Source organism: Pseudoxanthomonas sp. 134C1, from assembly GCF_057773065.1.
Map to the genome: position 1 here is coordinate 177052 of NZ_JBYMTH010000004.1, position 24904 is coordinate 201955.

The window sequence follows — 24904 nt, forward strand, 5'->3', positions numbered from 1 at the left end:
GGGCCCGGGCCCACCCGGCGCGGATCACAGCTTGGCGCGCTGCTCCCGCAGGGCGGTGAGCTGGTGGGTCCATTCGGTCAGGCGCTGGCGTTCCTGGTCGACCACCGCCGCAGGCGCGTTCTGCACGAAGGTGGCGTTGCCCAGCTTGCCGTTGCACTTGCCGATCTCGCCTTCCACGCGCTTGATCTCCTTGTCCAGGCGGCTGCGCTCCGCATCCAGATCGACCAGTCCTTCCAGCGGCACCAGCAGCTTCAGTTCGCCGACCACGGCGGCGGCGGACGCGGGGGCAGAGGCGTCCGCGGCCAGCCATTCGATGGCTTCCAGCTTCAGCAGGAACGACAGCGACGGCGCATGGCGCTCCACCCGCGCCCGATCCTGTTCGCCGCCGCCCTGCAGCAGCAGACGCACGCTGCGGGAGGGGGCGACATTCAGTTCGCTGCGCACGCGGCGCAACGCCGAGACCATGGTCTTCAGCCATTCCACGTCGGTTTCGGCGACGCCGAAATCCTGGTCGGCGAAATCCGCGGAGGTCGGATAGGCGCGCAGCGAGAGGGTCGCGCCGGTGACGCCCAGGCGCGGCGCCACCTGCTGCCACAATTCCTCGGTGACGAACGGGATCAGCGGGTGCAGCAGGCGCAGCAGCGACTCCAGCACGTGCAGCAGGGTGTGGCGGGTGCTGGCGGCGGCCGCGGCATCGTCGCCGTTGAGCGCCGGCTTGGCCAGTTCGACGAACCAGTCGCAGAATTCGTTCCAGGCGAATTCGTACAGGGATTGTGCCAGCAGGTCGAAGCGGTAGTTGGCGAAATGGGTTTCGGCCTCGGCCGTCACCTTGGCGAGACGGGCAAGGATCCACTTCTCGGCGTCGGTGACGGGAGCGGGGATTGCGGCGCGTCCATCGGCCACGTTGCCCCCATCCGCCCTGCGGGCACCTTCCCCCGCTTGCGGGGGAAGGGCAGAGGTACCGGTCCCCGCTTGCGGGGGAAGGGCAGAGGTGCCGGTCCCCGCTTGCGGGGGAGGGGAGAAGTCGGTGGTGTTCATCAGCACGAAGCGGCTGGCGTTCCACAGCTTGTTGCAGAAGTTCTTGTAGCCCTCGGCGCGGCCGAGATCGAACTTGATGTCGCGGCCGTGGGTGGCCAGCGCTGCGATGGTGAAGCGCAGCGCGTCGGCGCCGTGTTGGGCGATGCCGTCCGGGAATTCCTTGCGGGTGGCCTTTTCGATCTTCTCGGCCATCTTCGGCTGCATCAGCCCGCGGGTGCGCTTGGCGACCAGATCCTCCAGCGAGATGCCGTCGATGATGTCGAGCGGATCCAGAACGTTGCCCTTGGATTTGGACATCTTCTGGCCGTCCTTGTCGCGGATCAGGCCGGTGATGTAGACGTCCCTGAAGGGCACTTCGCCGGTGAAGTGATCGGTCGCCATGATCATGCGCGCGACCCAGAAGAAGATGATGTCGAAGCCGGTGACCAGCACCGAGGAGGGTAGGTAGCGGTCATAGCCGCGCGTTGCCATCGCTCCCGGTTCCGGCCAGCCCAGCGTGCTGAACGGCCAAAGTTGCGAGGAGAACCAGGTCTCGAGCACGTCGCTGTCCTGGGTCAGCGCGACATCGGCGGACAGGCCGGCCTTGGCGCGCGCCTCCGCCTCGTCGCGGCCGACGTAGCAGCGCCCCTCGGCGTCGAACCAGGCCGGAATGCGGTGGCCCCACCAGAGCTGGCGGCTGATGCACCAGTCCTGGATGTTCTCCATCCAGTGCCGGTAGGTGTTGATCCAGTTCGGCGGCACGAATTTCACGCTGCCGTTCTCGACCAGTTCCAGTCCGCGACGTGCCAGTCCGTCCATTTTCACGAACCACTGATCGGTCAGGTAGGGCTCGATCACCTGGCCGGTGCGATCGCCGCGCGGCACCTGCAGCTTGTGCGGCTTGGTCTCGACCAGCAGGCCGGCCTCTTCCAGATCCGCCAACACCGCCTTGCGGGCCTCGTAGCGATCCAGACCGCGATATTTTTCCGGCGCGTTGTCGTTGATGGCGGCGGTCGGGGTGAACAGGTTGATCAGCGGCAGCTCATGGCGCACGCCCACCTGGTAGTCGTTGAAGTCGTGCGCGGGGGTGACCTTGACCACGCCGGTGCCGAACTCGCGGTCCACGTAGTCGTCGGCGATCACCGGAATCTCGCGATCGGTCAGCGGCAGCTTCACCTGTTTTCCGATCAGATGCGCATAGCGCTCGTCTTCGGGATGCACCATCACCGCGACGTCGCCGAGCATGGTTTCCGGACGCGTGGTCGCCACGGTCACACTGCCGCTGCCATCGGCCAGCGGGTAGGCGATCGACCACAGGAAGCCGTCCTCCTCGATGTTCTCCACTTCCAGATCGGAGATCGCCGTCTTCAGCACCGGGTCCCAGTTGACCAGGCGCTGGCCACGGTAGATCAGGCCTTCCTCGTGCCAGCGCACGAACGCCTCGATGACCGCGCGCGAGGGTTCCGGATCCATGGTGAAGGTGCTGCGCGACCAGTCGCCGGAGGTGCCCAGGCGACGCATCTGCCGCTCAATCATGTCGCCGGACTCGGCCTTCCATTCCCAGACCTTGCCGATGAAGCCTTCGCGCCCTAGCCCGTCGCGGGTCAGGTTCTCCTGGCTCAGGTTGCGCGCCACCACCATTTCGGTGGCGATGCCGGCGTGATCGGTGCCGACCTGCCACAGCGTGTCGAAGCCGCGCATGCGGTGATAGCGGATCAGCGCATCCATGATGGTCTGCTGGAACGCGTGGCCCATGTGCAGGGTACCGGTGACGTTCGGCGGCGGCAGCAGGATCGTGTACGGCTCGCCTTCGCCGCGCGGCTTGAAATGGCCGGCGCTTTCCCACTCGGCGTACAGGCGGGATTCGAAGGTTTTCGGGTTGTAGCTGGAGGCGAGATCGGTCATTGGGGCGGGAATCGGGAATGGGGAATGGGGAATGGGAAGGAGTAGGGAATCGGCTTTTTGCTTTGACGATTCTCCATTCTCGATTCCCGATTCCCGTGCTACATGTCGTACTTGTTCACGTCGAAGCCACGCGCCTTGTACTGCTTCCAGCGCTCGCGCAGCGGGTCGCGCGCGGCCGGGTCGGCGGGCACCACTTCCAGCACGCGGTCGCAGGCGCCGGCGTAGGCATCGTCACGCAGGTTGATCACCAGCGCGCGCGACGGCGCGTCGAAATCCGGCGTGGCTATCAGCACCGGGGTCAGATCATCCTCGTCGTCGGTGCCGGCGATCTGGTGCGGGATGTAGGCCTCCTCGTCGAACGCCCACAGCAACTCGTCCAGTGCCTCCGCCTGTTCGGCGTCACGCGCCAGGATCAGCGTCCAGTGATTGCCGTCGTAGGCCTTGCGCGTCAGTTCGCAGACCAGCCGCAGCGGCTCCTCCAGGAACCGGGGCTTGGCGATGAGGTAGAAGTCGGCGCGCATCAGGCTGGGAATCGGGAATGGAGAATCGGGAATCGGGAAACAGCGGTGACCGGCACGTGCGTGCCGGCCGCTGCGGTCGTGCAGTATTTCGCTTTCACGATTCCCTATTCCCGTTGATCAATTCCCGGCCGCGCCCGCGGCGCGGTCGAGCAACCACTGCGTCAGCAGGCCGACCGGGCGGCCGGTGGCCATGCCGCGCTTGCCTTCGTCGTTGGCGACGCCGGCGATGTCCAGGTGCGCCCAGCGCTGGCCTTCGGTGAAGCGGGCCAGGAAGCAGCCGGCGGTGATCGCGCCGGCCCAGCGGCCGCCGATGTTGTAGACGTCGGCGAAGGTGGAATCCAGCTGGGTCTGGTATTCGTCCCACAGCGGCAGGCGCCAGGCGCGGTCGAACACCTGCTCGCCGGCGGCCAGCAGTTCGTTGGACAGATCGTCGTGCTTGCTCATCAGGCCGGTGGCGTAGCGGCCCAGCGCGACGATGCAGGCGCCGGTCAGGGTGGCGGCGTCGACCAGTGCCTGCGGCTCGAAACGCTGCGCATAGGTCAGCGCGTCGCACAGGATCAGGCGGCCCTCGGCGTCGGTGTTGCCGACCTCGATGGTCTTGCCGGACATGCTGGTGATGACGTCGGACGGGCGGTAGGCGTTGCCGTCGATGGCGTTTTCCACCGCCGGCACGATCACGACCAGGTTCAGCGGCAGCTGCATCTTCACCGCGGCCACGAAGGCGCCGATGACGCTGCCGGCACCGAGCATGTCGTACTTCATCTCCTCGATGCCGCCCTGGGTCTTCAGGTTGACGCCGCCGGTATCGAAGGTGATGCCCTTGCCCACCAGCACGTACGGCTTGGCGTCGCCGCCGTTGTTCCACTTCAGCACGATCAGGTGCGGCCGGTTGGCCGAGCCGCGGGCCACCGCCAGCAGCGAGCCCATGCCCAGGGTTTCCATCTGCGCCTCGTCCAGCACCTCGCATTCGGCGCCGTTTTCCGCGGCGAACTTCTGCGACTGTCCGGCCAGGTAGGCGGGATTGCAGATGTTCGGCGGCAGGTTGCCCAGCTCGCGGGTGAACTGCACGCCGGCGGCGATGGCCACGCCCTGCGCGAGCGCCTGCGCGTCCTCGCCGGAGACGGCGAAGCGGGCCAGGCCCGGATCGTCGTTCTTCTTCTTGCCCAGGGTGGCGGTGTAGCGGTAGCAGGCGTGGTCGGCGGCGATCACGGCCTGGCGGATCTTCCAGGCCGCATCGCGGTCCTTGACCTCGACCTCGGCCAGGGTGAACAGCGCGCTGGCCGACGGACCGGTCTTCAGGGCGCGGGCGGCGTCGCCCACGGCCTTAAGGTACTGCGGCACCCCGAACTTGGCGGCTTCGCCCAACCCCACCACCAGCACGCGCGGCGCGGTCACGCCGGGCAGGTCATGCAGCAGGGCGGTCCGGCCGGTCTTGCCGCTGACGTCGCCGCGGGCGACCAGGGCCGCCAGACGGCCGCCGCTGGCGGTGTCGATGGCCTGGGCGGCCGGGGTCAGGGTCTTGTCGCCATAGGCGCCAACCACCACGCAATCGAAGCCGGCGCTGGCCGGGGCGTCATGGTTCAGGGTGAATTCCAGGGTCATTGAGCAGATTCCATGGCCAGTTCCGTACAATCGCGGGTCCTGTCGGAAGGCGGGCTTCCCGTGCGGAAGCGCAAGACCGCCGTCTGCCGACGCCAGCGAACGAACCCCGGATTGTAAAACAAGCACGATGCCGAAGCTGGACCGCTACCTGTTCCGCGAATTCACCCAGAGCTTTCTGGCCACCCTGATCATCCTGCTGATGGTCAGCGTGGGCGGCGTGATGGCCGATATCCTGGGCAAGGTGGCCGACGGCAAGGTGCCGGCCCGGCTGCTGCTGTCCCAGTTGGGCCTGCAGTTCCTGGGCTATCTGCCCTACATCCTGCCGCTGGCGCTGATGCTGGGCCTGCTGCTGGCCTTTTCCCGGCTGTACCGGGATTCGGAAATGGCGGTGTTCACCGGTACCGGCGTCGGTCCACGCCGCCTGCTCAGGCCGCTGCTGATGGTGGTGGCGCCGGTGGTGGCCGCGGTCGCGCTGTGCTCGCTGTGGCTGGGGCCCTGGGCCAAGCGCACCGCTGAAGGCATGCTGGACCAGGCCAACCGCAGCCTGGTGGTTTCCGGGCTGGAGGCGGGCAAATTCACCGTGCTGTCGAACGGCACCGTGGTCTACGTCAGCGGCATCTCCGCCGACGGCACCACCCTGAATCGCGTATTCATGCACCGCCAGAAGGATGATCGCCTGGACGTGGTGACCGCCCAGCACGGGCAGATGTTCTTCGAGGGCCAGCGCAAGCGCTACCTGCGGCTGACCGACGGATTCCGGGTCGAGGGACCGGCCGGGGAAGGGCTGGACTACCGGCTGATGCGCTACGCCAGCAACGAATCGGCGTTGCCGGACCGTAGCGACACGCTCGATCAGAACGATCCCGAAATGCTCTCCACCCCCGCGTTGCTGATGGACGAACGGCCGGGCGCCAACGCCCAGCTGCATGCCCGGCTCACCCCGCCGCTGCTGGCGCTGGCGTTCGCCCTGCTGACCCTGCCGCTGTCGCGCAGTTCGCCGCGCCAGGCCCGGTACGGACGGGTGATGCTGGGTTTCCTGGGATATCTGGTCGGCGTCAGCCTGATGTTCAATGGCACCCAGATGCTCACGGACGGCAAGCTGCCGGGCATCGTCGGCCTGTGGTGGCTGACCCTGCCGCTGCTGGCGGCGGCGATCTGGTTCTATCTGCGTGACGGCAAGCTGAGCCGTCCGAGGGCGCGCGCATGAGGCTGCGTCCCAATCTGCACGATCTGTACGTCGGCCGGGTGGTGCTGGCGACGGTGCTTCTGACCTGGGCGGTGCTGGTCGGCCTGGACGTGGTGATGGCGCTGTCCAACGAGGTCAGCGACATCGGCAAGGGCAACTACACGTTCGGCCACGCGGTGGCCTGGGTTGCGTACACCGTGCCGCGCCGCGCGTACACGATGTTCCCGACCGCGGCGGTGATCGGCGCGCTGATGGGCCTGGGCCAGCTGGCGGCGAGCTCCGAATTGACCGCGCTGCGCGCGCTCGGCCTGTCGCGGCGGCGCTTGAGCATTTCGGTGGCCGCCGCGCTCGGCATCCTGACCGCGGTGATGGTGTTCAGCGGCGAAACCCTGGGCCCCTGGGGCCAGCGCCAGGCCGATGTGCTGAAGAACAGCGCGCGCAGCGGCGATGTGGCGATGGATCGCTTCTATGGCCTGTGGGCACGCGAGGGCAACACCTTCATGTATGCGCAGAGCGGCGAGGAACGCAAGGAAGAGAACGGCCGCAACTGGCTGCAGCTGCGCGACGTCCGCCTGTACGAACTCGCCCCGGATGGACGCCTCGCTTCCATCGCCCACGCGGCGACCGCCGAGCACCTGGAAGGGCATTGGTTGCTGAAGAACGTGCGCCGGACCACTTTCCACGCGCGCTCGGTGACCCAGCAGCAGGTGCTGGGCGAACGCTGGGAATCCAAGCTCGACGCCGCGGTCCTGTCGTCGGGATTGACCAAGGCGCGCAACCTGCCGACCCGCGAACTGGGCCAGAACATCGACTACCGCAAGCGCAACGGCCTGGACGCGCGCGAGTACGAGGATCTGTACTGGAGCCGCTGGTTCTATCCGCTCAACGTGTTGGCGCTGTGCCTGGCCGCGATTCCGTTCGCGTTCGGCAGCCTGCGCAGCGGCGGCATGGGCAAGCGCCTGTTCCTGGGCATCATTTTCGCGGTCAGTTTCTGGGCGCTGCAGTTGCAGTTCGTGCGTCTGGCCAGCGCGTTCCACATGGATTTCCGTATCGCCTACGCGATGCCGCCGATCCTGCTGCTGGTGGTTTCGGCCTGGATGTTCCGACGGCGCAGCGCCTAGCGTCCGCGCCCCGACCGGCTTTCCGCGACGGGGTGCGAACGCGCCGCAGCGCGCCGGTGAAGGGATGTGTCTGCGCGTTTGCTTCGGCAACCGCATCATCCGTGTTCGGCTGATGCGGTCATGCCGCGCCTGACCCATCGTCGGCAACCGGATGCCGGATGCGCCGCAGTACGCCGGTGAAAGGACGCGTCAGTGCTTCTGCTTCGGCAGGCGGATCATCCGCGTCCCGCTGAGGCGGTCATGGAACGTCAACCGTTCCCGATCAATCCAGGCCCACCAGAATCCCAGTCCCGCCAACGCCAGCGACAAGGTGGCGACGCCAAAGCGCATCCACAGCGCGCGCATCGATGGCGCGCCGCCCTGCGTATCCACCACCTTCAGCCGCCACGGACGCATGCCCAGGGTCTGACCGCCGCGGGCCCAGCTGAGCGTCGCGTACAGGCCCGCCACGCTCCAGCAGCACAGCCAGAGCAGGAGCTGCAGCGGGCTGTAGGGCGCGATGTTCTCGCGCGCGGCGTGGTGGCCCAGGAAAGTGTGGGCAAGGGTGAAGGCCAGCGAGATCAACATCCACAGCGCGAGCACCGGCCACACGTCGTACATCAATGCGAGCAGGCGCCAGCCGATCAGGGCGCGGGGTTTTTCGACGGGCGTGGCGGTCGAGGTCATCGCGAAAGGATAGCGCGCCGCGGGCGGACACGTATCCGCAAGCACGCATGGACCCGGTGTTTTCCCGGCTCCCGCGTGCGGGTTTCCGCCGATCTGCCCTAAGCTTGCGCGATGACTTCCCGCACGCCCGCCGAACGTCGCCAGCAGGTACAGGCGCTGCCGCCCGTTCCCGACGCCGATGCCGGCGTCATCGCGGCATTCCTGGACGCGACCTGGGCCGAGAGTGGCCTGGCGCGTCCTTCGCTGGACAGCTATCGCCGGGACCTGGAAGGTTTCGCGCGCTGGCGCGACGGCGCGCACGGTGGTCTGGCGCAGGCCGATCGCGCCGCCCTGTTCGACTATTTCGCCTGGCGCACCCGCGAGGGTTATTCACCGCGCAGCAACGCTCGCCTGCTGTCCTCGTTGCGCGCCTTCTTCGCGTACCGCCTGCGTCGTGGCGACCGCACCGACGATCCGACCGCGCTGCTGGATCCGCCGAAGCTGCCGCGCTCGCTGCCCAAGGCGCTGGCCGAGTCGGAGATCGACGCGCTGCTGGCGGCGCCGTCGACCGACGCTCCCGAAGGATTGCGCGATCGCGCGATGCTGGAGCTGATGTACGCCGCCGGCCTGCGCGTCAGCGAACTGGTCAACCTGCCGACGACCGCGGTCAACCTGCGCCAGGGCGTGATCCGGGTGACCGGCAAGGGAAGCAAGGAGCGGCTGGTGCCGCTGGGCGAGGAATCGCAGCACTGGCTGGAGACCTACCTGGCCGGGGCCCGGCCGGCGCTGGCCAACAAGCGCAGCCTCGCGGCGCTGTTCCTGACTCCGCGCGGAGAAGCGCCGACCCGGCAGCAATTCTGGACCCTGGTCAAACGTTACGCCGCCGCGGCCGGCATCGATCCCGTCCGGATCAGCCCGCACGGCCTGCGCCACAGTTTCGCCACCCACCTGTTGAACCGTGGCGCCGACCTGCGCGCGCTGCAGCTGCTGCTGGGCCACAGTTCCCTGTCGACCACACAGATCTACACCCTGGTCGCCCGCGAGCATCTCAAGCAGTTGCACGGAAAGCATCATCCGCGCGCCTGAGACACGGTTAATCGAACCGACATGGCGCTGTGCGAGAATCGTCCGAATCCCGACTGGCCGCCTCCGGCGGAATGAATACGAAATGCCGATGATCCGCCTTCTCTTCGCCGCGCTGCTGGGCGCACTCAGTCTGACCGCCTGCGCGCAGGCCCCGCAGGCACCCGGCGCCGACGCCAAGGCCGCACCGGCCGCCGCGAATGCCGGCGGCGGCGCCGTGGACGCCAAGGTCCGCGAGGCGATCAAGCGCCTCAATCCGCAGATCAGCATCGAATACATCGGTGTCGCGCCGCTGCCTGGCTTTCGCGAAGTCATCGCCGGTGGCCAGCTCGTCTACATCAGCGACGATGGCCGCTACCTGGTGCAGGGCGCGGTGGTCGACCTCCAGGGCGGCAATCGCGAGCTGATGAAGGGCAGTCCGGCCATGGCGCGCTACCGCTCCGAGCTGATCAAGTCGGTGCCGCATGCCGACCGCATCGTGTTCTCGCCACCGAATGCGAAGTACACCGTCAGCGTGTTCACCGACATCGAATGCGGCTACTGCCGCAAGCTGCACAGCGAGATCGCCGAGATCAACCGGCAGGGCATCGCGGTCGAATACCTCGCGTTCCCGCGCATGGGTCTGGGCAGCCAGGACCACAAGGACATGATCTCGGTCTGGTGTTCCAGCGATCGCAAGAAGGCGCTGACCGAAGCCAAGTCCGGCCGCCCGGTGCAGTCGCGCGACTGCACCAACCCGGTCACCATGGAATACAACATCGGCCAGCGGGTCGGGGTGGACGGTACCCCGGCGATCTTCGCCGCCGATGGCACCCAACTGGGCGGCTACCTGCCGCCGGCGGCGCTGCGCAAGGCGCTGGACGACCTGGCCGCCGAGCAGACCAAGGCCGGCGGCGCCCCCTGAACCCCGCCACGCAGGCCGGCCCCGTCACCGGGGCCGGCCTTTTTCATGCCCGCGGCCCGGCCCTTCCGGGCCGCCGGGTCCCCGTACCGGCTCCCGGGACCCCGGCACCGGGCCCGCGGACCCGGGCTCCGTTACAATAGCGGGCCCCGTCCTGACGGCACGCTCCCACGGTTCCGGACATGATCGTCCTCGAAGGCCAGCCGGCCTTGTCGCAATTCCGCCGCGCGCGGCTCGAAAGCAAGCTCCAGTCCCTGGTTCCCGAAGTCCGCATCCGCGGCGCCTGGCACGTCTATTTCATTGACGCCGATGCCTCGGCCACGCTCGACCAGGCCGCGCTGCGGCGCATCCTGCAGGCGCACGAACAGCCCGAACCGCTGGCCGCCGGTGGCGTTTCCCGGTTCGTGGTCCCCCGCCTGGGCACGCTGTCGCCTTGGGCCAGCAAGGCCACCGAACTGCTGCGCGGCGCGGGCCTGGATCTGCACCGGGTCGAACGCGGCCTGCGCATCGATCTGGAAGGCTGGACCGACGATCTGCCCGCGCTGGCCAAGGCGCTGCACGACCCGATGACGCAGTCGCTGCTGACCGCGCGCGAACAGGCGTCCGCACTGTTCACCACACCGGCGCGGGGCGAACTGGAACGCATCGCGCCGGCGGAACTGGAAAGCGCCAACGCGCGCCTGGGCCTGGCCCTGGCCGACGACGAGATCGCCTACCTGCGCGAGCGCTACCGGGAACTGGGGCGGAATCCGTCCGACGTCGAACTGATGATGTTCGCGCAGGCGAATTCCGAGCATTGCCGGCACAAGATCTTCAACGCTTCCTGGACCATCGACGGCAAGGAGATGCTGGTCAACGGCGGTCCGCAGTCGCTGTTCCGGATGATCAAGCACACCCACGCGCAGACCCCGCAATACACGCTGTCGGCGTATCGCGACAACGCGGCGGTGGTGGAGGGTTATCCGGCCGCGCGCTTCCGTCCCGACGCGCAGGGCCGCTACCAGGTCGAGGCGACCCTGGACTCGGCGTTCTGCATCAAGGTCGAGACCCACAACCATCCCACCGCGATCGCGCCGTTCCCCGGCGCCAGTACCGGTGCCGGCGGCGAGATCCGCGATGAAGGCGCGACCGGCCGTGGCGGCAAGCCCAAGGCCGGCCTGACCGGCTTCAGCGTGTCGCACCTGCGCATTCCGACCCTGCCGCAGCCGTGGGAAGCCGAGCGCGCGCTCAACCCGCGCATGGCCCCGGCGCTGGAAATCATGCTGGATGGCCCGTTGGGTGGCGCCGCCTTCAACAATGAATTCGGCCGGCCCAACCTGCTGGGCTACTTCCGCAGCTTCGAGCTCGCGCAGGGCACGGCGCTGGCGCGCGCCTACGACAAGCCGATCATGCTGGCCGGCGGTCTGGGCGCGATCGATCGCGGCCAGGTGCAGAAGAAGACGCTGTCGGCCGGCGACGCGGTGATCGTGCTCGGCGGCCCGGCCATGCTGATCGGCCTGGGCGGCGGCGCGGCCAGTTCGGTGGCCTCCGGCGAGAGTGCCGAGGAACTCGATTTCGCCAGCGTCCAGCGCGACAACCCGGAAATGGAGCGGCGTTGCCAGGAAGTCATCGATCGCTGCGTGGCGATGGGCGGGGACAATCCGATCCTGTGGTTCCACGACGTCGGCGCCGGTGGATTGTCCAATGCCATTCCGGAACTGCTGCACGACTCCGGCGTGGGTGGCGTGATCGATCTGGGCAAGGTGCCCACCGACGATCCTTCGCTGTCGCCGATGCAGCTGTGGTGCAACGAATCGCAGGAACGTTATGTGTTGGGCGTGCCGCAGGCACGCCTGGCCGAGTTCGCCGCACTGTGCGCGCGCGAGCGCTGCCCGTTCGCGGCGGTCGGCGTGGCCACCGCGGAAGAACGGCTGGTCGTGGCCTACGGCGCCACCCCCGATTCGATTCCGGCCGACGCGCCGATCAACCTGCCGATGGACGTACTGTTCGGCAAGGCGCCGAAGATGCATCGCGACGCCCATCATCCCGCCCCCGCGCCGTGGCCGGCGCTGGATACGGCGAAGCTGGATCTGCACGAAGCCGGCCTGCGCGTGCTGGCGCATCCGACCGTGGCGGCCAAGCAGTTCCTGATCACGATCGGCGATCGCAGCGTCGGCGGCCTGACCGCGCGCGAGCAGATGGTTGGCCCGTGGCAGATGCCGGTGGCCGACTGCGCGATCACCTTGTCGGACTACAGCCGTTTCAGCGGCGAGGCGATGGCGATCGGCGAACGCACGCCGCTCGCCCTGCTGGATGCCGCCGCCGCCGCCCGCATGGCGGTGGGCGAGGCGATCACCAACCTGTGCGCCGCGCCGATCGAATCGCTGGATCGGATCAAGCTCTCCGCCAACTGGATGGCCGCCGCGGGCCACGACGGCGAGGACGCGTTGCTGTTCGACGCGGTCCGCGCGATCGGCATGGAGCTGTGCCCCGAGATCGATATCAGCATCCCGGTCGGCAAGGACTCGCTGTCGATGCAGGCGCAGTGGCAGGACGAAGGCGGCGCGCAGAAGTCGGTGTCGCCGGTCTCGCTGGTGATCAGCGCGTTCGCGCCGGTACTCGATGTGCGTGGCCAGCTGACTCCGCTGCTGCAGCGCGAGGAAGCCAGCGACCTGTGGCTGATCGGCCTGGGCGCGGGCAAGAAGCGCCTGGGCGGTTCGGTGCTGGCGCAGGTCCATCCCGATGCCGGTGGCGGCGACGGCCTGCCGGCGTTTGCCGGCGAGGATGCGGATGACGGCGTGCCGGATCTCGACGATCCGCAGCGCCTGCGCGATTTCTTCGCGTTGATCCGCGATGCGCGCGAAGCCGGGCTGCTGCTGGCCTATCACGACCGCAGCGACGGCGGCGCCTTCGCCACCCTGTGCGAGATGGCCTTCACCTCGCACCTGGGCCTGGACATCAATCTCGACGGCTGGGGCGATGACCCGTTCCGCACCCTGTTCGCCGAGGAACTCGGCGCGGTGGTGCAGGTGGCCGACGAGGACCGCGCCGCGTTCGCGGATCTGGTCGAACGCCATGCCTTGACCGAGTGCGCGCAGCGCATCGCCCGCCCGACCACGGCGCCGGTGGTCCGCGTCCATCAGGACGGCGAGACCCTGAGCGAATGGCGCTGGGAAGCGCTGTTCGACGCCTGGTGGTCGGTGACCCACGCGATGCAGAAGCTGCGTGACAATCCCGAGGCCGCCGATCAGGAGCGCGAGACCGCGCGCCAGTTCACCGCTTCCGGCCTGAAGCCGAAGCTCGTCTTCGATCCGGCCGAGGACGTGGCCGCGCCGTTCATCGCCACCGGGGCCCGCCCGAAGGTGGCGATCCTGCGCGAGCAGGGCGTCAACGGGCAGATCGAGATGGCGTCGATCTTCGATCGCGTCGGCTTCGACGCCTACGACGTGCACATGAGCGATCTGATCGCCGGCCGCGTGTCGCTGGCCGACTTCAAGGGCTTCGCCGCCTGCGGCGGTTTCAGCTATGGCGACGTGCTCGGCGCGGGCCGCGGATGGGCCACTTCGATCCTGGAGCGCAGCGCGCTGCGCGAGGCCTTCGCCACGTTCTTCGCACGCGGCGATACGTTCTCGCTGGGCGTGTGCAATGGCTGCCAGATGCTGAGCCAGCTCAAGGACATCATTCCCGGCGCGACCCATTGGCCCCGCTTCCTGCGCAACCGCAGCGAGCAGTTCGAAGCCCGCACGTCGCTGCTGGAAGTGCTGGAGTCGCCATCGATTTTCCTGCGTGGCATGGCCGGCTCGCGCATTCCTGTCGCGGTCGCGCACGGCGAAGGCCGCGCCGAGTTCGACAGCGGCGTCGATCAGGCCGCCGCGCGGGTCGCGTTGCGCTACGTCGACGGTGATGGCCAGGTCGCCACGCAGTACCCGCTCAACCCGAACGGATCGCCCGACGGCATCACCGGCCTCACCAGCGAAGACGGTCGTTCGACCATCCTGATGCCGCATCCGGAGCGCACCCCGCGCAGCGTCAACCTGAGCTGGGCGCCGGCCGACTGGCCCGAGGATTCGCCCTGGCTGCGGATGTTCCGCAACGCGCGGGTCTGGGTGGGCTGAGCGACCCTCGCGGGCAAACGAACCGGACGAAGCGGCGCCTCGGCGCCGCTTTGTTTTTTTGCGCCTCGTTGCCGGCGGCGCGCCATCTCCGGAAGGCGTTCACGGGGCGACCGACAGGGCGACCACTGTAACGGACGCGTCGGGCGGGACGTTGTAAAGTGGGCCCCTGCAACGGGAGTGCGACGTGAACGCCCTGATCGAATCCCAGACCACCGAAGCCGGCGCCGAAGAGCGGATGGTCGACGCGCTGCTGGCGCGAGGCAAACTCAAGGAACCGGATCTGGCGCGGGCGCGGCGGGTGCAGGAGGAAACCGGTGCCAGCCTGCTGTCACTGTTGTCGCGACTGGGGCTGGTGTCCGAGCGCGATCACGCCGAGACGGCCGCCGAAGTGCTGGGCCTGCCGCTGGTCAGCGTCAAGGAACTGCCCGAACTGCCGCCGGAAGCCACGCCGCTGTCGGTCCGGTTCCTCAAGCAGTTCCATGTGTGCCCGGTGGGCGAGGACGAGGCCGGTGTGGATCTGCTGGTCGCCGACCCGCAGGATGGCTATCCCGTCGACGCCGTGCAGCTGGCGACCGGCAAGGCGGTGCGCCGGCGGGTCGCGCTGCGCTCGGAAATCGATGATCTGATCGAACGCTATTTCGGCCAGGGCCGCAGCGCGATGGGCGCGATCGTGGAGAACGCCGATGGCGAGACCGCCGGCGATCTGGACGACGTCGAGCACCTGCGCGACCTCGCCTCCGAAGCGCCGGTCATCCGGCTGGTCAACCTGATCATCCAGCGCGCGGTGGAACTGCGCGCGTCGGACGTGCACATCGAGCCGTTCGAGAATCGGCTGAAAGTCCGCTATCGCGTGGATGGCGTGCTGGAGGAGGCCGAGAGTCCGCCCGCCAACCTCACCGCCGCCGTGATCAGCCGCATCAAGATCATGGCCAAACTCAACATCGCCGAGCGCCGCCTGCCGCAGGACGGCCGCATCATGCTGCGCGTGCAGGGCAAGGAACTGGATCTGCGCGTGAGCACGGTGCCCACCGCGCACGGCGAAAGCGTGGTGATGCGCCTGCTGGATCGCGAGACGGTGGTGTTCGATTTCAAGCGACTGGGCTTCACCGACGCGTTCCTGCCGCAGTTCCGGAAAGTGCTGGAACAACCGCACGGCATCCTGCTGGTGACCGGTCCCACCGGTTCGGGCAAGACCACCACGCTGTACACCGCGCTGAGCAAGCTCAACACCAGCGACGTCAAGATCATCACGGTCGAGGATCCGGTCGAGTACCAGATCGAGGGCATCAACCAGATCCAGGCGAAGCCGCAGATCGGTCTGGATTTCTCGCATGCGCTGCGCAGCATCGTCCGCCAGGATCCGGACATCATCATGATCGGCGAAATGCGCGATCTGGAAACCGCGCGCATCGCCATCCAGTCCGCGCTGACCGGCCACCTGGTGTTGTCCACGCTGCATACCAACAACGCCGCCGGCGGCATCACCCGCATGCTCGACATGGGGGTGGAGGACTATCTGCTGACCTCCACCATCAACGGCATCCTGGCCCAGCGCCTGGTGCGCCGGCTGGAGCCGACCCACGCCGAGCCGTATCGCGCCTCGCCGGAGGAGATCGAGAAGTTCAGCCTGCGCCGTTTCCAGCCCGAAGGCGACATCGTCCTGTACCGTCCGCGTCCGTCCGCGATCGCCCCGACCGGTTACCTGGGACGGACCACCATCGTCGAGTTCCTGGTGATGAACGACGAACTCCGCCGCGCGGTCATGCGCCACGCCGGCATGGGCGAGATCGAGGAGATCGCGCGCGCCAGTGGGATGCAGACCATGTACGAAGACGGCATCGCCAAGGCGCTGGCCGGGCAGACCACGATCGAGGAAGTCCTGCGGGTGACCGAGGAATCCTGACGGGTACCGCGCTCCGGCGTCTCGCCGATCCTTCCGGACGGTGACGCGGCCGGTCTTCGCGCCGTCGTTTCGCGCGCGTCGAACATCCGGCCCGTGCCCGCGCCGACGTATCCACGCACACCCTCACCGGCCGATCGCGGCCGGCGGCGTGCCGCGTACCCGGGATGGCCGGGTTTCCTGTTCGCGGCCGCCGGTGATTTCGCTGCACTGCGGCTTTCCCGCGTCGGCGGGGTAGGGAATACTTCGCCACTGAAAACGTTTTCAGTGGCGAAAACCCTGGAGGATCGAGGTGCGCATCATTCCCTGCCGGTTGGCCGGCGTGTTGTTGCTGTTCCTGGCAACTCCGCTGTTCGCGGCCGATGCGTCCTCCTCCAACGCGGCCCATCGCCGCACCTACGCCAACCCGATCGACATCGACTACCGGTACAACTTCGAGCAGTTGAACCAGGGCATTTCCTATCGCACCGGGGCCGACCCGGTGGTGGTCCGGCATGGCGATGCGTACTACCTGTTCCAGACCCTGGCCGACGGCTACTGGCGCTCGACCGATCTGGTGGACTGGCGCTTCATCGAACCGAGTCGCTGGCCGTTCGACAGCATGGTCGCGCCGGCGGCGATTTCCGACGGCGACCGCCTGCTGCTGATGCGCTCGTTGTTCGGTCCCGGCGCGGTGCTGGTCAGCCGTGATCCGGAACACGGCGTTTTCGATTTCTTCACCCGCCGGACGCCGGAACTGCCCAACGCGGTGCGCCCCGGCATGGACCAGTTCATGCAGCCCTGGCACATGGGTGATCCGCAACCCCGCGAGGTTCCGCCCGGGCCGTGGGATCCCAGCTTCTTCAAGGACGACGACGGCCGCTGGTACCTGTACTGGGGATCCTCGGATACGTTTCCGCTCTATGGCATAGAACTCGACATGGATCGCGGCATGCGCTACATCGGCGAGCCGCGCGCGCTGATCCTGCTGGATCCGAAACGGCATGGCTGGGAACGTTTCGGCCACGACCACCGCGAGGAAGGCCGCCCGACCTACATCGAGGGCGCATGGATGAACAAGGTCGGCGGTCGCTACTACCTGCAATATGGCGCGCCGGGCACCGAGTACAACGCGTACGCCACGGGTACCTATGTCGGCGACAGTCCGCTGGGGCCCTTCGAATACGCGGCCTACAACCCGGTCGGCTACAAGCCGGGCGGTTTCGTGCAAGGCGCCGGCCACGGCTCCACCTTCCAGGACGCGCACGGCAACTGGTGGAACACCGGTACCCCCTGGATTGGCTACAACTGGACCTTCGAACGGCGCATCGCGATGTTCCCGGCGTCCTTCAGCGCCGACGGGCAGATGTCCGTGTCCACGCGTTTCGCCGACTTCCCGCACTACGTCCCGGATGCCGCGAACGCGGATCCGGAATCGCTGTTCACCGGCTGGATGCTGCTGTCCTATCGCAAGCGCGCCACCGCTTCGTCGGTTCACGGGGATTTCGCCGCCGCCAACGTCACCGACGAGAATCCGCGCACGTTCTGGGTGGCCGCAGGCCGTGAAGCCGGCCAGACCCTGAGCGTGGATCTGGGCGGCGTGCGCAGCGTGCGCGCGATCCAGGTCAATTTCGCCGACTACCAGTCCGGGCTCTATGGCGACTCGGATGACATCTATACCGAATTCCAGTTGGAATACTCGCTCGACGGCCGCCACTGGCAGCCGCTGGCCAGGACCGATGGGCCGCGCCGGGATCGACCCAACGCCTATCTGGAACTGACCGCGCCGGTGAAAGCCCGCCACGTGCGCTATGTACATGGCCATGTCGGCGCCGCGCATCTGGCCATCAGCGATCTGCGGGTGTTCGGCCATGCAGACGGAAATACACCGCCGATCCCGCAAGGCGTGCAGGCGAAGCGTGATGCCGATCCGCGCCAGATGACGGTGCAATGGCGATCGGTCCGGGGCGCGGTGGGCTACAACGTGCGCTGGGGGATCGCGCCGGGTCGCCTGCATTCCACCTATCAGGTGTTCGCCGACCAGCCGACGCGGCTGGAGGTGCGGGCGCTGAATGCGGGTGTCGGTTATCACGTCGCGGTCGAGGCCTTCGATGAGAACGGGGTCTCGCCATTGAGCGGAACCGTCGCGATCCCGTAGCCAGGAAACCCGGCACGCGTATGCTTAGGGGCTCGGAGATCACCGGAAGCCCCTGCCGATGCCCCTGTACCGCTACAAGGCCCTGAATCCGCGCGGCGAATTGCTGGAAGGCCAGATGGAGGCCGTCAGCGATGCCGAGGTGGCGACGCGCCTGCAGGAACAGGGCCACCTGCCGGTGGAGGCCCGGCTGGCGTCGGAAGTGCGCGGTGGAATCTCCTGGCGCGGGCTGCTGCGCGCGCAGCCACTGGCCGGCGATCAGCTGGTGCAGTTCACCCAGCAGCTGGCGACCCTGCTGGGCGCCGGCCAGCCGCTGGATCGGGCTCTGTCGATCCTGCTGGACATGCCGGAGGAAGGACGCGCGCGCGACATCATCGCCGACGTGCGCGACGCGGTCCGTGGCGGTGCCCCGCTGTCGACCGCGCTCGAACGCCAGCATGGCGTGTTCAGTCGTCTCTACATCAACATGGTCCGCGCCGGCGAAGCGGGGGGCAGCCTGCAGGACACGCTCGCCCGCCTGGCGGATTATCTGGAACGCAGCCGCAACCTGCGTGGTCGTGTCATCAACGCGCTGATCTATCCGGCGATCCTGGTGGTGGTGGTCGGGTTCGCGTTGCTGTTCCTGCTCGGCTACGTGGTGCCGCAGTTCTCGCAGATGTACGAAAGCCTCGACGTGGAGCTGTCCTGGTTCACCCGCGGAGTGATGGCGGTGGGCGCGTTCGTGCAGCAGGGCTGGTTCGTGCTGATCGCCGTGCCCGCCGTGCTGCTGCTCTGGTTCGACCGCAAGCGCCGGGATCCGGCGTTCCGTGATCGATTCGATCGCTGGATCCTGGAGCGTCGCCTGGTCGGACCGCTGGTGGCGCGGCTGGAAACCGCGCGGCTGGCGCGCACGCTCGGCACCTTGTTGCGCAACGGCGTGCCGCTGCTCGCCGCGCTGGGCATTTCCCGCAACGTGCTGTTCAACCGGGCCCTGTGGGCGGACGTGGACGCGGCGGCCGAACAGGTCAAGAACGGCCACGGCCTGGCCGCCTCGCTGGGCAAGGGCAAGCGTTTTCCGCGCCTGGCCCTGCAGATGATCCAGGTGGGCGAGGAATCGGGCGCGCTGGACAGCATGCTGCTCAAGACCGCCGACACGTTCGAGCATGAGACCGGGCAGGCGATGGAACGCCTGCTGGCGCTGCTGGTGCCGGTCATCACCCTGGTCCTGGCGCTCGTCGTTGGCCTGGTCATATTGGCGGTGCTGTTGCCGTTGTATGGTCTGACCAACGCCATCGGCTGAGCCCGGTCCGCCCAACAGCCGGTTCAGGCACCATCCACCAGACTCCTTTCTCTTCGACCGTCGCCTTCTTCCAACCGTCAACGCATACGACCAGGACCACACCGATGCGCCAGTCTTCCCGAATCCGTTCCGGCTCCCGCCTCCGCTCGCCGGCCTCGCAGTCCGGCTTCAGCCTGCTGGAAATCATCATCGTGCTGATTCTGATCGGCGGCATCATGGCGCTGGTCGGCAGCCGCCTGCTCGGCGGCGCCGATCGCGGCAAGGCCAATCTGGCCAAGAGCCAGATCCAGACCCTCGCCGGCAAGGTGGAAAACTACCAGCTCGACACCGGCAGCCTGCCGTCACGGCTGGATGATCTGGTCACCGCGCCGACGAATGCCGCCGGCTGGCTGGGTCCATACGCCAAGCCGGCGGAACTGAAGGACCCGTGGGGCCATCCCATCGAGTACCGGGCGCCGGGTGAATCCCAGTCCTTCGATCTGGTCAGCTACGGCAAGGATGGCAAACCCGGCGGCGAGAGTTACGACGCCGACATCCAGTACCAGTAAACCGGACACACGGCGCCATGCGCGGCGGCCTTCGCCCCTCCTTCCGCACGCCGCGCGGCGCCCAGGGCGTTTCGCTGCTGGAAATGCTGTTGGTGGTGATGCTGATCGCCATCGCCGGCACGCTCGCGGCGATGGTGCTGACCGGTGGACTGGACGGCATGCGCCTGCGTTCGGAGGCGCGCGAGATCGGCGCGCAACTGCGCTACACCCGCGCGCAGGCGATGGCGACCGGCAAGCCGCAGCGCTTCATCATCGACCCCGGCAATCATCGCTGGCAGGCGCCCAACCAGCATCGCGGCAACGTGCCGGCTTCCCTGCGCATCGCTTTCATCGGCGCGCGCCAGGCGCAGCCCGCCACCGGCGTGGGCGCCATCCTGTTCTTCCATGACGGTGGTTCCAGTGGCGGGCAAATCCGCCTGAGCAGCGGTCGCGCGGTCTGGCATGTCGACGTGGCCTGGCTGACCGGCGAAGTCCAGGTGGTCCGCGGAGGTGGCGGAACATGAGGCGTCCGCATGGCTTCACCCTGCTGGAAGTGATCGTCGCGTTCGCGTTGCTCGCGCTCGCGCTGACGCTGCTGCTGGGTTCCCTGTCCGGCGCCACGCGTCAGGTCCGGGAAGCCGATGACGCCACCCGCGCGGCGCTGCATGCGCAGTCGCTGCTGGCGCAGATCGGCGTGGCCGAGTTCCTGCAACCCGGTCGTCGCCAGGGCGAGTTCGAGCGCGGTCGCTATCGGTGGGAACTGGAGATCGTTCCTTACGAAGATCCCGCGAAGGCGGAGACGCCGGTCCGGGATCCGTCCGCGCCGGAGTTGTTGCAGTTGCGCCTGACCACCCGCTGGGGCGACCAGGCCCGGCAGCGGATCGTCTGGGATTCGCTGCGCCTGGTGCCGCCGGATCCCAACCGCAGCCGGAGCGTGCCGTGAACCGGCGCCCGCGTGGCTTCACGCTGCTGGAGATGCTGCTGGCACTGGTGTTGCTGTCGGCGGGCCTCGCGCTGGCGTTCGCCACGGTGCGCGCGGCGACCACGATGGTCGAACGCGGCGAGGTCCGCGCGCAGCGCAACGAGCGCACGCGCGCTGTGGAAGGTTTTCTGCGCCAGCGCATCGGCACCGCGCTGCCGGTGGTGTTCGCCACCGATCCCACCACCTTCCGCCAGTCGCGTTTTCTCGGTGAAGCAGGCCGTATCCGCTTCGTCGCCGATCTGCCCAACTACCTCGGCCGCGGCGGTCCGCACCTGTACGACCTCGGCTTCGACGATCAAGGCCGGCTGATGGCGCGCTTCTCGATCGTGCAGGCCGGCCAGGCCGTCGACACGCCCGACGGCATCGCCCCGGAGCAACTGGCCGACCGCCTGCGCCTGGTCCGTTTCCGCTATCGCGGCCTGGACGAGAAAGGACAGCCTGGTCCGTGGCAGGAGGCCTGGCGCACCGCTGAAATCCTGCCCCTGCAGGTGGCGGTGGACGTGGAAACCGAATCCGGCGCGCGCTGGCCGGAGCTGATCGTCACCCTGGTGCACAGCGAGGGCGGCGCAGGCGGTGGCGCGCAGCCCCCGGGAGGCCTGTGATGCGCGTGCGCGGCGCGGCCCTGTTGCTGGTGTTGTGGCTGACCGCCCTGCTGGCGGCGCTGATTGGCGCGTTCGCGGTGACCGCGCGGATGGAATCGCTGCAGGGCCAGATCGTGCGCGACGGTTCGGTGGCGCGCGAGCGCGCCCGCGCCGGCATCGACTACGCGCTGGTGCGCATCGCCGACCAACAGCCGCGCACCCGCTGGCTGCCCGACGGGCGCGCCTATGACTGGACGTTTGCCGGCAGCCCGTTGCGTATTCGCGCCGTCGACGAAAGCGGCAAGGTCGACCTCAATCAGGCCGATGCCCGCCTGCTCGAACAGTTGCTGCGGGTACGCGGGGTTCCGGAAGAAACCGCGCCTGGCCTGGCCGCCGCCATCCTCGACTGGCGCGACGCCGATTCGTTCAACCAGCCGCAGGGCGGGGCCGAGGATCCGGACTACGCCGCCGCGGGGCTGGAATACGGCGCCAAGGACGCGCCGTTCGAGAGTGTCGCGGAACTGCAACAAGTGCTGGGCATGACGCCGGAGTTCTACGATCGCGTGGCGCCCTTCCTGACGCTGTACTCCGGCCGCACGCTGCCGGATGCCAACTACGCGCCCGGTCCGGTGCTGGTCGCGATGGGCCTGGATGCCGAACGCATCCTCGCGCAACGTGAGCTGCCTCCCGACCAGGCGGGGGGACAACTCGTCGGCGGCGGGAGCGGCACGTATAGTATCGAGAGCCACGCGAAGCTTCGCGATGGACGGGAGGCGACGTTGCGCGCGGTGATACGTGCCGGCGGCGGCCCCGTACCGGGGATGGCGTACACCGTTTTGCGCTGGGAAGAGGGAACTGCACCGCCATGAGCACGATTCGCGACAGCATGGACAGCCTGCGCGCGCGCCTGTTGCCGGGAGCGGGGGGGCTGCTCGGTTGGTGGGGCAGGGCGCTGGCCAGCTGGCTGCCGCACCGCTGGCGCTCGCTGCTGGGATTGACCCAGGACCGGCTGCTGCTCAGCCAGCAGGACGAACAACTGATGCTGGCATGGCAGAGCACGCAGGGCGTGCGCGAACTCGCCCGTTTGCCGCTGCCGCTGGAAGCCGGCGATCTGGATGGCCTGCTCGGCAAGCGCATGGCCGGTCTGCCGCGCTGGTTGCTGTTGCCCGCCGATGCGGTGCTGCGCCGTCCGCTGGTCCTGCCCGCGGCGGCGGCGGACAGGCTGCGCGACGTCGTGCGGTTCGAAATCGATCGCCAGACGCCCTTCGCGGCGGACGACGTGTGCTACGACGCCAGCCTGCGCCAGCGGCGCGAGGATGGCCAACTGGAAGTCGATCTGGTGGCGATCCCGCGCCAGCGTTTCGACGCCGCGCTGGCGCCGCTGGGAAGCCTGGCGGGCGAACTCGGCGGCGTGGACGTGACCGGTCCCGAAGGGCGGCCGCTCGGCGTGAACCTGCTGGCGCCCACCGAACGCCGGATGCGGCAGGCGCCGATGCGCGGCTGGCATCTGGCGCTCGCTTCGCTCGCATTGGTGGCGGTGGTGTTCGCCGCCTGGACGACCCTGGACAACCGGCGCGGCGCGGCCGACGAATTCGAAACCTCGCTGCGCACCCGCACCGAACAGGCGCGCCGGGTCGCCGCGCAGCGGCAGCAGCTGGTGGATCTGGTCGATGGGATGAACGCGCTGGAACGCGCACGCGCGCAGCGCCCGACCGCGGTCGAGGTGCTGGATGAGCTGAGCCGCCGGCTGCCCGACGGCACCTATCTGGAAAAGATGTCCATCGAGGGCGATCGCCTGGTCCTGATTGGCCTGAGCCAGGAGGCCTCCTCGCTGGTCGCCAAACTGCAAGGATCCCCGCTGTGGCGCTCGCCCGCGTTGAGCGGCGCGCTGCAGCCGGATCAGGCGCGCCGCCGCGATCGCTTCACCCTGACCGCGCAACTGGTCGGCGGCGCGGCCCCTTCCACCCCCGGCACCGGAGATCAGAATGGCAAACGCGCTGACTGATCGCGATCGCTGGCTTGCACTGGGGCTGCTGGTCACGGTCCTGCCGTTGGGCTACCTGGTGCTGGTGCATCCCTGGTGGACCCAGCCGATGCTGGAAGTGAACGAACGCATCCAGGCGCTGCGCGAGCGGGAGCTGCGCGTGCGCACGCAGTTGCAGCAGGCGCCCGCGGTGGAGAAACAACTGGCGGCGGCGCTCGCCCTGCAGGCGCAGCGGCCCGGTTTCCTCGGCGAAGCCAGCACCGAACTGGCCACCGCCGGACTGGTCCAGCGGCTGGAATCGGTGGTCAAGGAAGCCAGCCCCGGCAACCGCAGCTGCGGCATCGCCAACCAGTCGCCGCTGCCGCAGGCCGCCGGCGAGCGCTTCGCGCGGGTGGCGGTACAGGTGCGCCTGCGCTGCGGCACACCGGAACTGGCCGCGGTGCTGCACGCCCTCGAATCCGGCAGTCCGCGCCTGTTCGTGGACAACCTCAACATCCTTTCCAGCAATTACGCCTACATGGCGCCGGAAGGCGGCACGGGCGGGCTGGATGTCACCTTCGATCTGTACGGCTACCTGAAGCCCGGCGTGATCGCGTCCGTACCCGCTGCCGCGCCCGCGGCGATGACGATTCCGGAGGGCGGCGATGCGCGTTGAATCGCTCGGGCCGCGCACGTTGTTGCTGGGCACGGTCGCCGGCTGGGCCGTGTTGGTGGCGATACTCGCCCTGGCCGGCCTCGGCGGCCGCATCACGCCGCTCGCGGACGATCCGGGCAGCGCGCCGCGCCTGCCGACGTTGCCCAAGGCGGCGCCGGAACGCCTGGGACCGCTGGCGCAGTACTCCGAATTGACCGCGCGCCCGCCTTTCTATGAAGGTCGGCGACCGCAGCCGTTCTATCTGACCAACGAAGCCGAGGCGCAGGCCCCGAGCTTCGACTATGTGCTGACCAGCGTGCTGATCACCCCCGGCTTCCGCATGGCGATCCTGCAGCCCAGTCAGGGCGGCGAAGGCGTCCGGATCAAGCAGGGAGAAGCCGCCAGCGCCGCGCCGCAATGGACGCTGGTCGACCTGCAGCCGCGCGCCGCGGTGTTCGAGGGACCGGAAGGACGCCGTACCCTGGAATTGCGGGTGTTCGACGGTGCCGGCGGCCAGCCGCCCAGCGTGTCGATGACCGGGCCGCCGGTCGCCGCGCCGGTTCCCGTGCCGCAGCCCACCGGCGGCAGCGCGCCGCCGCAGCCTGCGCCGCAGCCCGGGCCGACCGCCGGGCCGGTCGCGCCGGTCAAGCCCGCGACGGAGCCGGCCGAGCAGCCGGCGATGACGACCGAGCAGCAGATGGAAGCAATCCGCAAACGCATCGAAGCGCGCCGCGCGCAGATGCGCCAGCAGCAAGGCCAGGCGGTTCCCCCGCCTGCGCCACCACCCAACCCGAATCAGTAGAGTGCC

General features: G+C 68.4%; 20 protein-coding genes. 16 read left to right on the forward strand and 4 right to left on the reverse strand.

Features of this window, described 5'->3' with window-relative positions; all coding sequences use genetic code 11:
- Window positions 1–24: 24 nt before the first annotated feature.
- From AC3DEZ_RS10085 to AC3DEZ_RS10095, 3 genes are all read right to left on the reverse strand, one after another.
- Window positions 25–2922 (reverse strand): valine--tRNA ligase, encoded by a 2898-nt coding sequence (locus AC3DEZ_RS10085; RefSeq protein ID WP_488388089.1) that lies wholly within the window; start codon window positions 2920–2922, stop codon window positions 25–27.
- A 98-nt stretch (window positions 2923–3020) separates the two neighbouring features.
- A complete protein-coding gene (locus AC3DEZ_RS10090) occupies window positions 3021–3446 on the reverse strand; it encodes a DNA polymerase III subunit chi (RefSeq protein WP_447105302.1) in 426 nt (141 codons plus the stop codon).
- A gap of 114 nt (window positions 3447–3560) precedes the next feature.
- Window positions 3561–5045: a leucyl aminopeptidase gene (locus AC3DEZ_RS10095; RefSeq protein ID WP_488388090.1), complete on the reverse strand. Its 1485-nt coding sequence runs from the start codon at window positions 5043–5045 to the stop codon at window positions 3561–3563.
- Window positions 5046–5172: 127 nt separating this feature from the next.
- On the opposite strand from AC3DEZ_RS10095, the gene lptF reads away from it, so the two are divergent.
- On the forward strand, window positions 5173–6252 hold the full coding sequence (gene lptF / locus AC3DEZ_RS10100; RefSeq protein WP_488388091.1) for an LPS export ABC transporter permease LptF: 1080 nt from the start codon (window positions 5173–5175) through the stop codon (window positions 6250–6252).
- Window positions 6249–7352, forward strand: a complete 1104-nt coding sequence (lptG, locus tag AC3DEZ_RS10105; protein WP_488388092.1) for an LPS export ABC transporter permease LptG — start codon at window positions 6249–6251, stop codon at window positions 7350–7352. Before lptF ends, lptG begins: the two co-directional genes overlap by 4 nt.
- A 189-nt stretch (window positions 7353–7541) precedes the next feature.
- On the opposite strand, the gene AC3DEZ_RS10110 is transcribed toward lptG, so the two are convergent.
- Complete coding sequence (locus tag AC3DEZ_RS10110) at window positions 7542–8018, reverse strand: RDD family protein (protein ID WP_488388093.1); 477 nt, start codon at window positions 8016–8018, stop codon at window positions 7542–7544.
- Between the two features lie 111 nt (window positions 8019–8129).
- Between AC3DEZ_RS10110 and xerD the strand changes: the two genes are divergently transcribed.
- The 14 genes from xerD (at window position 8130) to AC3DEZ_RS10180 (ending at window position 24898) form a co-directional block, all read left to right on the forward strand.
- Complete coding sequence (gene xerD, locus AC3DEZ_RS10115; RefSeq protein WP_488388094.1) at window positions 8130–9083, forward strand: site-specific tyrosine recombinase XerD; 954 nt, start codon at window positions 8130–8132, stop codon at window positions 9081–9083.
- Window positions 9084–9171: 88 nt separating this feature from the next.
- A complete protein-coding gene (locus AC3DEZ_RS10120) occupies window positions 9172–9984 on the forward strand; it encodes a DsbC family protein (RefSeq protein WP_447103330.1) in 813 nt (270 codons plus the stop codon).
- Window positions 9985–10163: 179 nt separating this feature from the next.
- Window positions 10164–14075 (forward strand): phosphoribosylformylglycinamidine synthase, encoded by a 3912-nt coding sequence (gene purL / locus AC3DEZ_RS10125; protein WP_488388095.1) that lies wholly within the window; start codon window positions 10164–10166, stop codon window positions 14073–14075.
- A 235-nt stretch (window positions 14076–14310) separates the two neighbouring features.
- Entirely contained in the window at window positions 14311–15978 is a 1668-nt protein-coding gene (gene gspE, locus AC3DEZ_RS10130; protein ID WP_488388294.1) for a type II secretion system ATPase GspE, read from the forward strand.
- Between the two features lie 289 nt (window positions 15979–16267).
- Window positions 16268–18112, forward strand: coding sequence for a family 43 glycosylhydrolase (locus tag AC3DEZ_RS10135; RefSeq protein WP_488388096.1), 1845 nt, complete (start codon window positions 16268–16270; stop codon window positions 18110–18112).
- Window positions 18113–18170: 58 nt separating this feature from the next.
- A complete protein-coding gene (xpsF, locus tag AC3DEZ_RS10140; RefSeq protein ID WP_488388097.1) occupies window positions 18171–19388 on the forward strand; it encodes a type II secretion system protein XpsF in 1218 nt (405 codons plus the stop codon).
- A 104-nt stretch (window positions 19389–19492) separates the two neighbouring features.
- Window positions 19493–19936: a type II secretion system major pseudopilin GspG gene (gene gspG, locus AC3DEZ_RS10145; RefSeq protein ID WP_447103326.1), complete on the forward strand. Its 444-nt coding sequence runs from the start codon at window positions 19493–19495 to the stop codon at window positions 19934–19936.
- 17 nt (window positions 19937–19953) lie between these two features.
- Window positions 19954–20439, forward strand: coding sequence for a type II secretion system protein XpsH (gene xpsH, locus AC3DEZ_RS10150; RefSeq protein WP_488388098.1), 486 nt, complete (start codon window positions 19954–19956; stop codon window positions 20437–20439).
- Window positions 20436–20858, forward strand: a complete 423-nt coding sequence (gene xpsI / locus AC3DEZ_RS10155; RefSeq protein ID WP_488388099.1) for a type II secretion system protein XpsI — start codon at window positions 20436–20438, stop codon at window positions 20856–20858. Before xpsH ends, xpsI begins: the two co-directional genes overlap by 4 nt.
- Window positions 20855–21499, forward strand: coding sequence for a prepilin-type N-terminal cleavage/methylation domain-containing protein (locus tag AC3DEZ_RS10160; protein WP_488388100.1), 645 nt, complete (start codon window positions 20855–20857; stop codon window positions 21497–21499). The genes xpsI and AC3DEZ_RS10160 overlap by 4 nt, the downstream gene beginning before the upstream one ends.
- Window positions 21499–22347 carry a type II secretion system minor pseudopilin gene (locus AC3DEZ_RS10165; protein WP_488388101.1) on the forward strand — a complete coding sequence of 283 codons (849 nt, stop codon included), beginning with the start codon at window positions 21499–21501 and terminating at the stop codon, window positions 22345–22347. Before AC3DEZ_RS10160 ends, AC3DEZ_RS10165 begins: the two co-directional genes overlap by 1 nt.
- The gene (locus AC3DEZ_RS10170) at window positions 22344–23483 is read left to right on the forward strand and encodes a PilN domain-containing protein (RefSeq protein ID WP_488388102.1); all 1140 of its coding nucleotides are present in this window, start codon (window positions 22344–22346) and stop codon (window positions 23481–23483) included. Before AC3DEZ_RS10165 ends, AC3DEZ_RS10170 begins: the two co-directional genes overlap by 4 nt.
- On the forward strand, window positions 23464–24117 hold the full coding sequence (gene gspM / locus AC3DEZ_RS10175) for a type II secretion system protein GspM (RefSeq protein ID WP_488388103.1): 654 nt from the start codon (window positions 23464–23466) through the stop codon (window positions 24115–24117). Before AC3DEZ_RS10170 ends, gspM begins: the two co-directional genes overlap by 20 nt.
- Window positions 24107–24898: a type II secretion system protein XpsN gene (locus tag AC3DEZ_RS10180; RefSeq protein WP_488388104.1), complete on the forward strand. Its 792-nt coding sequence runs from the start codon at window positions 24107–24109 to the stop codon at window positions 24896–24898. The genes gspM and AC3DEZ_RS10180 overlap by 11 nt, the downstream gene beginning before the upstream one ends.
- Window positions 24899–24904 lie beyond the last annotated feature (6 nt).